Origin of the sequence: Brevibacillus borstelensis (assembly GCF_037834415.1) — a bacterium.
Taxonomy (GTDB): domain Bacteria; phylum Bacillota; class Bacilli; order Brevibacillales; family Brevibacillaceae; genus Brevibacillus; species Brevibacillus borstelensis_A.
The window spans coordinates 1-13,809 of record NZ_JAUMSJ010000046.1 but is presented as its reverse complement, the minus strand read 5'-3'; the positions used below and the strand labels follow the sequence as shown (position 1 = coordinate 13,809).

Here is a 13,809-nt window from a genome sequence, read left to right as displayed (position 1 = left end):
CAACAATTCCGTCAATGCATCACATAGCCGCCAGAGACGTTGATGGCCTGCCCGGTGATCGCCGCTGCCCGGTCAGATGTGAGAAATACCGCAAAATCCCCGATCTCCCCCGCCTCCAGTAAGCGGCGCTGAGGTACGTTCCGGAGGATCGCCTCATCCAGAACTTCCGTTTCCTCCAACCGGTAGCTCTTCGCCAGATCGGCCAATTGATTGCGAACGAGCGGCGTATCCACATAACCGGGGCATATGGCATTGCAGGTCACACCTGAATCTGCCGCCTCCAGCGCGGTAACTCTTGTCAGCCCGATAATGCCGTGTTTGGCCGAGCAATAACCGGCTTTAAAAGGAGCGCCGATTTTTCCGTTTATGGAGGAAATGTTGATAATCCTTCCCCAGCCCCGCTGCTTCATCTGGGCAAAAACAGCTTGGGTCGCTACAAACGGTCCCACCAGCATGACTTCAATCAGCTTTTGAAACGTGGCAGGATCGCAGCTCTCGATTGGCGCGACGTGCTGGAAGCCGGCATTGTTGACGAGGATATCGACCGCCCCAAGCTCTTCCTCGCAAGTTGCGACCATCTGCCGGATCGATAAGAAATCGGACAAATCCACCTGAACGGCCATTTTCTTTTGACCTTCTCTCGTTTCGATGGAATCGATGGCAGACTGCGCCTTCTGCTCGTCGATATCGGCGATGGCGACCTGACATCCCGCCATGTACAGCTTCTCTGCGATGGCCAGACCGATCCCGCTTGCTCCCCCTGTGATCAAAGCAACCTTGTCGAGTTTCATCTTTGTTTGCATAGGTCCTCCTTCCGCTTTTGTAAACGTTTACAACACGGAATATTTGCAACGTTTATGCCAAGTGGAAAAGAGCAGCAAAAATCGTGGCATCGTACAATGTTGTCTCCTTTTTGCGACATAACCATGATTCATTCCTGCAACATGTCGCATATTTGCTACAGTCAATAGGGAGCGTGCAGTCGATATTTCTCCAGCTTTCGGTACAAGCTCGCCCGGTGTATGCCCAAGAGCTCGGCAGCCTTGACTTTGTTCCCCTTACAATGATTGAGTACGGCTTCGATGACTCGTCTTTCCGTCTTCGCCAGCTCCGCTTCCAGGTCAAACGAAACGCCGTCACTTTCACGGCAAGCCTTTTTATCCAGCAAATAGGGGGGCAGATGCTCCAGCTCCAGCTCCCCCTGTTCGGCGAGTTGTACGGCCCTCTCCAGCACATTGTTCATCTCGCGCAGATTGCCGGGCCAACGATGGGCCAAAAAAATCTCCTGCACCTGCTGGCTCATGCCTGTCACGTCGGTATACAGCTCGTTGTTCAGCTTCTTGATCAGCTCATGGGCCAGTGTAATGACGGAGTTCCCCTGTACTCGCAGCGGGGGCAGATTAATCGTGAAGACGTTCAGGCGATAATACAAATCCTCGCGAAAGCTTCCCTCCTGAATCAACTTTTCCAAAGGCCGATGCGTTGCCGCGATGACCCGAATATCGACGCTGAGCGGTCTGGTCGCACCGATCCGCTCCACTTCTTTCTCTTGCAGGACGCGAAGCAGCTTCGCTTGCATGTCCAACGGCATATCTCCGATTTCATCAAGAAAGAGTGTACCGTTGTTTGCCAGTTCAATCTTGCCGGGCTTCCCCCCTTTTTTCGCACCGGTAAACGCTCCGTCTTCATACCCGAACAGCTCCGCTTCCATCAGATCTTTCGGTATAGCCGCACAGTTCACCCGGACGAACGCTCCGTCCGCTCTGCTGCTTGCTTCGTGAATAGCGTGCGCAAACAACTCCTTCCCGGTCCCGCTCTCGCCCAGTATCAATACCGAGGATCTGGTTTGGGCGATTCGCTTGGCCAGCTGTACGGCTTCCCTCATCAAGGGATGCTCGGCAAAAATATGGGCGAACGAGTATTTTGCGCCCATCATCCGTTTTAGCTCCTGACGGTAAAAGTCCAGCTTGCGTTCCATAATGTTGTATCGCTCAACGATGCTGCGCAGCTCGCGCAAATCGCTGAATACGACTTTGCCAAGAGCCCCTACCGTCTCTTCCCCTTCCTTCAGCGGCATGCGGCTGACGATAATCTCCCTGTCTCCGATCCGCATCAGCTGGTCTATTTCGGGCTTGCCGCTCTTGACGACGAGATGCATCCGTGTATTTTCGATGACTTCCGTAATATGCCGGCCGATGGCCTCCTCGATCGTCGTGCCCAAAAAATCGCAATAGCTCTGATTGATCATCGTAATGATCCCGTCTTTGTCACACATGACAATTCCGTCATACAGCTGTTCGACCAGCTCTTTAAACTGATGCAGCTCCCGCTCTTGCTCCGTCCAGCTTCCAAGCCTGCCATCCATGCCGTCCAGGGCCTGAAAAATGGAAATCCCCCCTACCACCTCTTCGCCAACCGCAAAGGGCAAGCGATCGACCAGGAAGAGCTTTTCGCCATAGCGAATCTCACGGCGTAAACTTGGTTTTCCCTGGCTCATGACCTGAAGCATGTCAGAACCGGGCGCAATACTGCTGATCGGTCTCTCCACGATCTCTTCCCTCTTCAAACCGAGCAGGTGGGAACCGGTCGCGTTGACAAAGGTAATCATGCCCTCCCGATCAACAAGAACAATCCCGTATGGAATCAAGTCTAAAAATTCGGTCAATTGAAGCTGCATCGGACCACCTCCTTTATCCTTCCACTTTACCGAAAAAAAGGAAAAGAAAAAAGGAGCGGTTCACGCTCCTTTCCAGGCTGCACTAAAAATCAGTGGCGTCCCATTCGCTCAGATCGTCGTGGTCTGAAACACTTTCCGCAAATCGCCCGCAATCGGGTTCCAGACAAAGCATGCCGTCCAGCTGACTGTCATGGAACGGCAAGCCGTGATTTCCGCCGCAGTAGGGACATGTCCACATATGGTTTCCTCCTTCTGGTTGAAATCTTCCATACGTGTAGTCTGCCCCAAATGCTTCCTCTGCTAGTCAGCCTTGTTGCTTTCCCAGTATTGCAGGTAATAGTAGGGATTGATTGCCCCACCGCCTGCAGTCCGATAAAGGCCAAAGTGCAGGTGAGGCGGAAACATTCCTTTCGTGCCGGGTGGTCCGTAGCCTGTCGTGCCGACAAATCCGATCAGCTGTCCAGTTCTGACGGTGGAGCCTACTTGCAGAGCGGGAGGATAGGCTTCCAGATGGGCATAGTACATCCGGTATGTTCCGTTTTCATCGGTGATGTTTACCCGCCATCCTCCGTATGTGTTCCAGCCGATCCGGTTAATTACGCCGTCTCCTACGCTGTAGACCGGCGTTCCCTGAGGAGCCATGATGTCAATGCCTTCATGGGATCGGACCATTCCCGAGTTTGTTTCTGTCCATTCCCTTCCAAAGCCAAAGCTGTCGCCGAACTCCTCATACTCACTTCTACTGTCAAATGGAAACACGTATCGCTCGGCAAGCAGTACCGGATTATCCACAACGGAAGCGAGCGGGTTCACTGCCTTTCTGGCATCCTCCGGCAAAAACAGCAGCTGACCCGCTTGCAGAAAATTGGCCCTTGCTACGTTGTTGCGCTGAATCGCAGAGATGCTAGTAGCATGGCGTTTGGCAATGGCCTCCATTGTGTCCCCCGCTTGCACGATATACGGATTGCCTCTCTCCAGAGGCTCCCTGTCTTTTTCCACAGCCGGTTTTGTCCAAATCTTTGCCACTTTTCCGCGCTGATCCCAGATGACATTATATCCCAAGGATTCAGAAATAAAACGAATAGGAACGAGCGTTCTTTTCTTGATGACGACAGGTGCCGCATCCAGCGTTTTGCGACTCCCATTCACATACCCTATCCTGCTGTCAGGAAAGACGGCCACCTGATGGGCCCCGTCGCGCAAAGTTACTCGGCGCGTATCCGCCTCATAAGCAACGGCTGCACCGGAACGCTCGGCAAGCACACGGATCGGAACGAGAATACGGCCATTTTGATAAAGGGGCTGTACATCGGAGATTACCCCCTTGCCATCGATCATTAATGAGATGATCGGGCGTGCCGTCTGAGCAAACACATGATCGCTGTGAATCATTGTGAAAAAGGTCACAAGCAAAAATGCGCCTAGAATCCTGCTGATTAGACGAGGGCTGTTTCTATGTAAACAGCGAATCATCTTGTCCCCCCCTCTGCGATGAAAACTCGTACACATTATCGCACAGGGGGGAAAGCAGGTTCCAGACGCAAAAAATGTTAATCAGCGGGACCCGGTATCATACACTTTACCCAATGCCGCTGGAGCGCTGGAGCGTCCAACCACACCGGCGAGCACCAGAATGGTGAGAATGTATGGAAGCATGAAGATCACTTCCGTCGGGACGTATTTGGTGAGACCAAAGATTTGCACCAGCGACTTGATCGCTTGTGCTACCCCGAAAAACAAGGCGGCTCCCATCGCACCAGCCGGATGCCATTTCCCGAAAATGAGGGCGGCCAGGGCGATAAACCCTTGTCCGGAAACGGTGTTGTGAGAAAAGTTGCTAGTGGTAGTCAGTGCAATCGTCGCTCCGCCCATGGCTGCCAACGCGCCACTGATCATAACGGCTGTGTAGCGCATGCGCTTGACATTAATCCCCACTGTATCTGCTGCCCGCGGATGCTCACCGACAGCGCGAAGGCGAAGTCCGAATGACGTTTTAAACAGCAGATACCAGGAAAGCGCAACGAGGGCGAAGGCGATGTAGCTCGTCGGATAGCCTTCAAATATGGCATGTCCCAAAATCGGAATGTCGCTGAGCAACGGAATATGCCATTTACTGAACACTTGCTGCAATGTCGTTGTTTGTCCGGCACCGTTGAAAATGATTTTGGTCAGGTAGACAGACAAGCCTGTTGCCAAAAAGTTGAGAGCGACACCGCTGACGACCTGGTCTGCTTTAAACGTAATGGAGGCGACCGCGTGCGGCGTAGCGAAGAGCGCTCCGGCAATGCACGCTCCCACCAAACCGATCCACGGAGCCAGGGCGCCGAATGAATCCTGAGCAAAGAAAGTAAACACAGCACCCGTAAAGGCGCCGATGACCATCATCCCTTCCAGCGCGATGTTCACCACGCCGGATCGCTCCGAATACATACCGCCCAGAGCGGCAAATATCAAGGCAGTGGAAAACACGATGGTATCATGAATAAGGTTGCTGATAATCACGCCCCAATCCATCAGTTTCCACCCTCCTTCTTCTGTAAAAATGGCTTAATGAAAAACTTGACGATACCATGGGCGGCTACGAAGAAGATGACAGAGGAGATAACCACCCGAATCAGCTCGACCGGAACCCCTGCACCGAACTTCATCCCCGCTGCGCCGAATGTCAGCATTCCAAACAGAATGGCGCCCATAATGACTCCGAGCGGCGTATTTCCCCCGATCAGCGCAACCGCGATACCGTCAAAGCCGTATCCGGGCTGTGCTGCCATAATCGATTGGTAATGGAATACACCCAAAATCTCGCACGCTCCGCCGATCCCTGCAAACATGCCCCCGACGAACATGGCGTTGACCACATTGCGATTCACATTCATCCCGGCGTATTCCGAAGCGTGCGGGTTTAACCCTACAGCGCGCAGTTCGAAGCCGGACTTTGTCTTCCAGAGGAGGATATAAAAGAATACCGCGGCCAAAATCGCAAGCAGCGTCCCCCAGTGCAGGCGGGCACTGTCAAACATTTGGGAAAGCCATTCAAACGATATAGATGCAGAATCCTTGATCATCTCAGAGCGCTGTTGGCCTTCTTGCAAGTAAAACGCTTTAACTATGTAGTTGGCAAAATACAAGGCAACCCAGTTTAACATGATGGTCGTAATGACCTCGTTCACGCCACGTGCGGCTTTCAGCCATCCGGCGATGGCCCCCCACAGTCCTCCTGCGAGAGCCCCTGCGATGACAGCCAACGGAGCGTGAATATACGCCGGAAGGTCGAAGGAGATTCCGACGGCCGTAGAAGCGATCATCCCGATGATAAACTGCCCTTCGGCACCGATATTGAAAAGCCCGGTACGGAACGCAAACGCTACAGAAAGACCTGTGAAAATAAGCGGGGTTATCTGACGGACCGCTTCTCCAAAGTTATAAGAATTCCCAAATACCTTTTCAACCAAGGAAGCGTATGCCTTGATCGGATCGAATCCGCCCGCAAGCATGGCGATTGCGCCTGTCAGCAGGCCGAGAATAATCGCAGCAACCGGTACGAGAAACGATTCCTTGGTAAAGATGGCAATGACTCTATTCACCGTTGCCGCCTCCTTGCATGCGTTTTCCGCCTGACATCATCAAGCCGAGCTCTTGCTCGTCCGTCTCTTTCGCGTCGACAATGCCGACGATCTGGCCTTCGTAGATGACCGCGATCCGGTCGGAGACATTAAGAATCTCATCGAGCTCCAGCGAGAGCAGCAAGACGGCTTTTCCCTTGTCCCGCTGCTCAATGAGGCGTCTGTGGATAAATTCAATCGCCCCTACGTCCAGACCGCGGGTGGGCTGAGCTGCAATCAACAAATCCGGGTCCTTGTTGACTTCGCGGGCAATAATCGCTTTTTGTTGATTCCCTCCGGAAAGGGCGCGCGCAGGCGTGTAAATACTGGGAGTCCGCACATCAAACTCCTCGATCAGCTTTGCCGCATGCTTGTCGATGGCCTTATAATCCAGAAAGCCGTTTTTGTTGAATTCCGGATGAAAATACGTTTCCAGCACCATGTTTTCGCTCATGGAATAATCAAGTACCAGACCGTGTTTGTGCCGGTCTTCGGGAATATGGGACAAGCCCGCCTCCGAAATCACGCGCGGCGTCTTGTTGGTAATCTCTTGCCCCTTGAGCAGAACTCGGCCACTCGATGCTTTACGCAGTCCAGTCAAAACTTCGATGAGTTCGCTCTGTCCGTTGCCGTCCACTCCGGCAATCCCGAGAATTTCGCCCCCTCTTACCTCCAAAGAGATGTTATTGAGAGCATTGACTCCGCGATTTCCCATCGCTGTAACGTCTTCCACAGACAAAATAACTTCTCTCGGATTCGACTCTATCTTGTCTACTCGGAAATTGACTTCGCGACCCACCATTTTGGCCGCCAGATCGTCCGGATTCGTGTCTTTTACACGTACGGAATCAATTACTTTTCCCCGCCGGATGATGGTAACCGCATCACAAACTGCCATGATTTCCTTCAACTTGTGCGTGATCAGGATAATCGTTTTGCCTTCTTTGACAAGGTTTTGCATAATCTCGATCAGCTCGACGATTTCCTGAGGGGTTAACACTGCTGTTGGCTCGTCAAAAATCAAAATATCGGTTCCGCGATAAAGCGTTTTCAAAATCTCAACACGCTGTTGCATCCCTACAGAAATATCTTGAATCTTTGCTCGCGGATCTACCTTCAAGCCGTACTGATTGGACAGCCTTTCGACTGCTCTGATAGCGCTTTGCATATCTATCTTCAACCCGGATTTCGGTTCATTTCCCAACACTATATTTTCCGTAACAGTAAAATTTTCTACAAGCATGAAATGCTGATGAACCATTCCAATACCAAGTTCATTTGCTACGTTAGGACCAGTAATTTTCACCGGCTTCTCGTTAATGAGAATTTCGCCTTCTTCAGGCTGATACAAACCAAACAAAACGTTCATCAATGTGGACTTGCCAGCGCCATTCTCTCCCAGGAGGGCGTGGATTTCCCCTTTTTTCACAACAAGGTTGATGTTGTCATTGGCAACAATGCCGGGGAAGCGCTTCGTGATACCGCGCATTTCAACAACAGTCTGTACAGGTTTCAACCATGTTCCCCCCGTTTTTGTGGGTCTAGTGTAGAAGGTAAAGAACAAGGCTAGTCGCTCGAACTAGCCTTGTCCGTATGCAGTCTCAGAAGCTCACTTACTTTTTGGATTCTACCTTGTCAGGTACTGTGATTTCGCCTTTTACGATCTTTTCCTTGAACTCGTCAGCCAGCTTCAATACGTCTTCAGGTACATTCTTCTTGGAAGTGTCCGCCAGACCTACGCCATTTTCCGCGAGACCGAGCCAAACGATTTTTCCGCCTTCAAATTTGCCGTCGATTACGTTTTTAGACACACTGTAAACAGCTTCATCCACGCGTTTTACCATGGAAGTCAGGGTTACTTTGTCACCGAAAGTCAAGGATTGGTCTTTGTCAACGCCGATTACCCAAACATTTTCGCCTTTGGATTTACGGTCTATTGCTTCGTTGAACACACCGTCGCCAGTAGCTCCGGAAGCGTGGAAGATGATGTCTACGCCTTGCCCATACATTTGGGAAGCGGTGGATTTGCCCAGATCCGGCTTATCGAATGCACCCGTGTAAACAGTCACAACCTCTACGCTCGGATCGGCCGCTTTAACACCGGCTTTAAAGCCTGCTTCAAAGCGCTCAATTACTGGGAGCTCCATTCCGCCTACGAAGCCAACTTTTTTGCCTTTGGTCATCTTCGCCGCGACGACACCAGCCAGGAAAGAACCTTCATGTTCTTTGAAAAGTACAGATTCAACGTTTGGCGCGTCTACTTCCGCATCGATGATCGCAAGCTTGCTGTCAGGGTTTTCGCTAGCTACTTTCTTGACGTGGTCACCAATAACGGCGCCAATGCCCCAAGTGAGATCCCACTTATCTTTTACAAATTGGGTCAGGTTAGGGATGTAGTCGGAGTCAGTTGTGGATTGCAGGTAGCTTACGTTGTCCTTCGGCATGTTCAGGTCTTTCTGCAGCTTTTGCAGACCTTCCCATGCGCTTTGGTTAAAGGAGTTGTCGTTTACCCCGCCCACGTCGGTAACCATACCGATTCGTGCAGTAGGCGCTGCTCCGCCTTGGGCTCCCCCTTCAGCTCCACCTTGGTTAGCACCACCTGGTTGTCCTTCCGGTTTGCTTCCACAGCCGGCCAAAACCAAAGACAGGCTAAGGGTTGCCACGGACAGGACAGAAAGTACCTTTTTCATGTCAGAATACCCCCTATTTTTAATGAGATGAAATTGTTGAGTGAGGTTTCCCTCACATGCTACAACCGTCTGCGCACAACATGAAAGTGAAACTTGTCGGCCCGGAAGTAATTGTGTGAGTACAAGACAGGCCTCTCACTTTCGTCGTAGTGAATCTGCTTCAAGAGCAATAGCGGAGTCGTCTTGCTGCATCGCAGCAGAGGAGATACTTTTTCGCAATGTCCAAGCGGTTCCATATTGGCAATCGCATAAGCAATGCGTATCCCGGTAACGGACTCCAGCCACTTGAAAATAGATTCTCCACCCTCCGTATAGCCTCCAGGAACCAGATGGGCGGGTATGCGGTCATAACAGTAGACCACCGGTTCCCCATCTGCTGTGCGAATCCGTTCTACCATGAGAACGCCTTCTCCCGGATTGAGAGAAAGCCGTTTGCGCTCTTCCTCCGCAGGTTCGCCGTAAGCCGTGCGCAAAATGGTTGTGCCGGCAACATAGCCTTGGCGTTCGATTGCATCCGTCACACTAAAGAGTTCCCCAATTCCTCCCGAAAAAACAGGTCGAGAGTTAATGAAGGTCCCGACTCCGTGTCTCCGGATGACAATCTTCTCCTCTTCAAGCAAGCGAAGAGCTTCCCGCAGCGTCGCTCGACTCACACCCAATTGCTTGGAAAGATCGGCTTCGGAAGGTAGACGTTCACCGGGTTTTAACTTCCCGGAATCGATGTCGCTTTTGATCTTGTCCATTACCAAGAGACAAAGCGAACGGAAATTCCCCTTGATGCTCATCTTCCTCCACTCCTGCTTCCTCAGCTATTCGAATAGGTAGGACGTCAGACCTCTTGATTTCAAGAGAGGATAACAACAATTTCCTTGAATCCCGTAAAAATTGTACCCTAGGGGCGAACATCATGCAAGCCAATTTTTTTGACTAGATGACAGTTTTCTGACACTCGGTATGTCACGTCGCCCCAAGGCACTTTTGAAAAGCTTCCTTTAGGAAATATTGCTTTCGGGAGTAGGTCTTGGCAAGCGTACTTCTCGAGGCTTGCTTCCCTCATAAGGCCCTACTACGCCTTGGGCCTCCATCATGTCGATCAGACGCGCCGCACGCGTGTATCCGACCCGCAGTCTGCGCTGCAAAAGCGAAGCCGATGCGGTCTGGGCCTCTACTACAACCTGAACGGCCTGCTCGTACATATCGTCGTCTGCCACCGGCTGCGCATCTTCGGTTGTCTCTTCGGGGATCATGTCTTCCTGGTAACGTGCCTCTTGCTGCTGCTTGACAAAGCTCACTACTTCTTCTACTTCCTTGTCTGACACATACGCCCCTTGGACACGCGTCGGCTTGGAAGCGCCCATCGGCAAATAGAGCATGTCCCCCCGGCCAAGGAGCTTCTCCGCCCCGCCCATATCCAGAATGGTCCGGGAATCGGCCATGGAAGATACACCGAACGCAATCCGGGACGGAATATTTGCCTTGATCAATCCGGTGATGACGTCTACGGACGGCCGCTGCGTTGCAATGATCAAATGGATGCCCGCGGCACGGGCCATCTGGGCCAGGCGGCAAATCGCATCCTCCACTTCTCCGGGAGCGACCATCATCAGGTCCGCCAGCTCGTCCACGATGACAACGATATAGGGCAGTGGTGTCCCTTCAGCCTGCTGATTGTACATCTCAATATTCCTGCTGCCCGTCTTGGCGAACAAATTATACCGCCGCTCCATCTCCGCGACGACCTTTTTCAGCGCAACGGATGCCCTCCGCGGATCGGTCACTACTGGCGCCAAAAGATGCGGTATGCCGTTGTAAACGTTCAGCTCGACCATTTTGGGGTCGACCATCATCAGCTTTACTTCATCCGGGCTGGCCTTGAACAAAATGCTCATGATCAATCCGTTGATGCATACCGACTTGCCGCTGCCCGTAGCACCCGCGACGAGCAAATGCGGCATTTTCGTCAAATCGGCAACGATCGGCTCCCCGGAGATATCGCGGCCGAGGGCAACCGTCAGTTTTGCGGACGCATCCTGATAGGAGGCTGACTCCAGCACCTCCCGAAGCGAAACAACCGCAACCTCGGAATTCGGTATTTCGATCCCGATTGCGGATTTGCCCGGAATAGGAGCCTCGATGCGGATGTCCTTGGCAGCGAGCGCCAGCGCCAAATCATCTGTCAGACTGACAATCCTGCTTACCTTCACGCCAGTCGCAGGCTGTACTTCATAACGAGTCACGGCCGGACCGCGGTGTACTTCAGAGACAATCGCGTTGACTCCAAAGCTTTTCAGCGTTTGCACCAGCTTGTTGGCGTTGGAGGTGTGGTCGACATCCTTGCCAGGCGTATAGCTTTTTGGACGGGTCAGCATTTGGATGCTGGGCAGCACATAGGGGACGCTCGGCTGCACTCCTTCGGCTTCCAGCGTTCCGAAGATCTCCTCTTCCCCTTCCAGCGAGAAGGTGATTTCCCGTTCCACGGATGGCTTACGCGGCGCTACATTCGCCGCTTCCTCGGGTTCGCTGCCTTGCTCGGTGACGAGTCTCTCTGCAAAATCCCGAATAAGCGGCGCGTTTGCGAGCGCTTGTTCTTCCCCGTCTGTTCCATCCTGACTGTTTGCCGACGTTTCTGCACTTGCCAAATCAAGCGGCTGTGTTCCACTCACGGCAGATGCCTGCTCCGCTTCTCCGGCTTTTTTTGCTTCTCGCTGCGCTTCGGCCTGCTGCTTCCGCTTTTCGCTTTCATTTTGCAGCATCTGAACGGAGTCCTTGACCGAATCTTTCATCTTGGCATACAGCAGGGCCATTTTGTCCCGCGCAAAAATAGCGATGTCCACATAAGAGAGGTTGAACAGAAACATGATGCCCGCCAAAATGAGGAAGCCAATGATCAACCCGGTTCCGATCAGTCCGACGAGACCGTTGCAAAGAGCAAAGAATACTGCTCCGACCATCCCGCCGCCTACACCGGTCGTCGAAACCTTCTGGCTGTGGTCAAGCCAGATCCGATCCCAGGTCACGCGGATGATGCTCTGTTCGGAAAACGTTCCGCCAGCTGTTACCTGCTTGTACAAAAACATGTGATCCCAGGTCAAAACGGCGATAAGTATGAGCAGCACCCCTGCAACGCGCAGCGACATCCGCGGCGGTTTTCGGGTAAACATCATATGTACGGCCAGCCCCATGATCAAGAGCGGGATGGTAAAATCCCAAGACCCGGCCAAAAAGCGAAATAAAAAGGCTAGAATGTTCTTTCCAAGCCAGCCGCTTTCCAAAAGCCCAATCAGACAAAGCACGATTACGACCAGTCCGAGCAGCTCCAGTTTCACAACAGAGGCAACTGCCGTTTGCGACTGTCTTTTAGCTCTTCTACTCAGGTGGCATGCCTCCCTTCCTTCATTCCCGTCACACAAAAAGGTCCGGACGTATAAAAAGGCAGCCGTTTGTAGTTCGGCTGCTGTTTGTCCACGTATAGTATAACACAGGAAATTCATAGAAATACAGGACTTATTGCCCGAAACCTTCCGGACGAAATCGGATGAGCTGGCCGGGAGCGTAGGCCGGATTGAGGTAGTCCTGCGGATTGGGACTGATCAGCCGGACCAGCTTTCCTTCATAGGGTCCTGTTTGCTCTACCACCATTGTCGCCTCGCCGATCGGAAGCTCGCGCAGGACTTGCTTTTCGACCTGCTCCATCCCTTCGAAAACGACTTCCATCGGGATCACCGAATAGAAAATCACTGCAGCACCTTCTCTCCGTTCCGGGCTTTTTCTATCAGCTCGTTCAGCTTTTGCAACGCCTTGCCAAGTCCTCCTACCTCGTCGATCAGCCCGTACTTGACGGCATCCGCTCCGATTACGTTGGTGCCGATATCCCGCGTCAATTCCCCTGTCTTCAGCATCAGCTCACGGAACTGGTCTTCCGTAATTTTGGAGTGGCGGGCGATAAAGCTGACCACCCGATCTTGCATTTTATCCAGATATTCAAACGTTTGGGGAACGCCGATCACAAGGCCGGTCAAGCGGATCGGATGAATGGTCATGGTCGCCGTTTCCGCGATGAAGGAATAGTCACCCGCGACAGCGATCGGCACGCCTATACTGTGTCCGCCCCCGAGCACGAGCGTAACAACCGGTTTGGAAAGCGACGCGACCATCTCCGCGATCGCCAAGCCCGCCTCGACATCGCCTCCAACCGTATTCAAGATGACCATGACTCCCTCGATCTTGCTGTTTTGTTCTGCGGCAACCAACTGAGGGATCAGATGCTCGTACTTCGTCGTCTTGTTTTGTGGCGGCAGCTGGATGTGCCCCTCTACCTGACCGATGACCGTCAGGCAGTAAATATTGCTTTCCAATTGAGGAACATTGGTCTGTCCCAATTGCGTGATTGAGTCGAGCAAACGCTTTTTGGGATCATCGGCACCCGGAGTCTCCACCGGAGGCTGGACAGGCTGCTGCGGTTCTGCCGGAGGGGTTTGGGGCGCCTCCTGACTGCTCCCAAAAGGGGGGCGATTCAAATAATCGGGCCTCTGTTTGCTATGCATGAATCCTCCTCCTTCACTGTCTGTGATAGTATGGGTCGGAAGAGGAGAAAAGATGCAAGCTTGGGAAGGCAATCCGTTTATTTGCCGTTCGCCAGCTTTGTCAGCTTGGCGATTGCCTGATCGTACTCCGCCTTGCTTTCCGGATTTTTTTCTTCCTTGAGTTTTGCCAGTAGTTGTTTGGCCAGCAGTTTTCGTTCATTCGGAAATTTTTGAGAAACCAAAGACCTCGTTGTCTCTGTCTGTTCAACATGCCTCTTTTTTTACTGTGGAGAGCCTGTTTGCCGGAAGACAGGAAA

Annotated in this window: 13 protein-coding genes; all 13 read right to left on the bottom strand. The window is 52.4% G+C overall.

The window, feature by feature from the left end; genetic code table 11:
• Positions 1-11 precede the first annotated feature (11 nt).
• Complete coding sequence (locus tag Q3F21_RS24075) at positions 12-803, bottom strand: 3-hydroxybutyrate dehydrogenase (RefSeq protein WP_340258664.1); 792 nt, start codon at positions 801-803, stop codon at positions 12-14.
• Positions 804-964: 161 nt separating this feature from the next.
• On the bottom strand, positions 965-2,677 hold the full coding sequence (locus Q3F21_RS24070) for a sigma-54 interaction domain-containing protein (protein ID WP_340258662.1): 1,713 nt from the start codon (positions 2,675-2,677) through the stop codon (positions 965-967).
• An 82-nt stretch (positions 2,678-2,759) separates the two neighbouring features.
• Complete coding sequence (locus Q3F21_RS24065; protein WP_340258660.1) at positions 2,760-2,915, bottom strand: hypothetical protein; 156 nt, start codon at positions 2,913-2,915, stop codon at positions 2,760-2,762.
• 62 nt (positions 2,916-2,977) lie between these two features.
• Positions 2,978-4,150: a stalk domain-containing protein gene (locus tag Q3F21_RS24060; RefSeq protein ID WP_340258658.1), complete on the bottom strand. Its 1,173-nt coding sequence runs from the start codon at positions 4,148-4,150 to the stop codon at positions 2,978-2,980.
• An 81-nt stretch (positions 4,151-4,231) separates the two neighbouring features.
• On the bottom strand, positions 4,232-5,191 hold the full coding sequence (locus Q3F21_RS24055; protein WP_340258656.1) for an ABC transporter permease: 960 nt from the start codon (positions 5,189-5,191) through the stop codon (positions 4,232-4,234).
• Entirely contained in the window at positions 5,191-6,261 is a 1,071-nt protein-coding gene (locus tag Q3F21_RS24050; RefSeq protein WP_340258654.1) for an ABC transporter permease, read from the bottom strand. Before Q3F21_RS24050 ends, Q3F21_RS24055 begins: the two co-directional genes overlap by 1 nt.
• The gene (locus tag Q3F21_RS24045; RefSeq protein WP_340258711.1) at positions 6,254-7,768 is read right to left on the bottom strand and encodes an ABC transporter ATP-binding protein; all 1,515 of its coding nucleotides are present in this window, start codon (positions 7,766-7,768) and stop codon (positions 6,254-6,256) included. Before Q3F21_RS24045 ends, Q3F21_RS24050 begins: the two co-directional genes overlap by 8 nt.
• 124 nt (positions 7,769-7,892) lie before the next feature.
• Positions 7,893-8,969 carry a BMP family lipoprotein gene (locus Q3F21_RS24040; protein WP_340258652.1) on the bottom strand — a complete coding sequence of 359 codons (1,077 nt, stop codon included), beginning with the start codon at positions 8,967-8,969 and terminating at the stop codon, positions 7,893-7,895.
• A 59-nt stretch (positions 8,970-9,028) separates the two neighbouring features.
• Positions 9,029-9,754 (bottom strand): GntR family transcriptional regulator, encoded by a 726-nt coding sequence (locus tag Q3F21_RS24035; RefSeq protein ID WP_340258650.1) that lies wholly within the window; start codon positions 9,752-9,754, stop codon positions 9,029-9,031.
• 207 nt (positions 9,755-9,961) lie between these two features.
• The gene (locus tag Q3F21_RS24030; protein WP_340258709.1) at positions 9,962-12,343 is read right to left on the bottom strand and encodes an FtsK/SpoIIIE family DNA translocase; all 2,382 of its coding nucleotides are present in this window, start codon (positions 12,341-12,343) and stop codon (positions 9,962-9,964) included.
• A gap of 130 nt (positions 12,344-12,473) precedes the next feature.
• Positions 12,474-12,707, bottom strand: coding sequence for a YlzJ-like family protein (locus Q3F21_RS24025; protein ID WP_340258648.1), 234 nt, complete (start codon positions 12,705-12,707; stop codon positions 12,474-12,476).
• A complete protein-coding gene (locus Q3F21_RS24020; RefSeq protein ID WP_340258646.1) occupies positions 12,704-13,513 on the bottom strand; it encodes a ClpP family protease in 810 nt (269 codons plus the stop codon). Before Q3F21_RS24020 ends, Q3F21_RS24025 begins: the two co-directional genes overlap by 4 nt.
• A gap of 77 nt (positions 13,514-13,590) precedes the next feature.
• Positions 13,591-13,734, bottom strand: coding sequence for a hypothetical protein (locus Q3F21_RS24015; protein WP_340258644.1), 144 nt, complete (start codon positions 13,732-13,734; stop codon positions 13,591-13,593).
• Positions 13,735-13,809 lie beyond the last annotated feature (75 nt).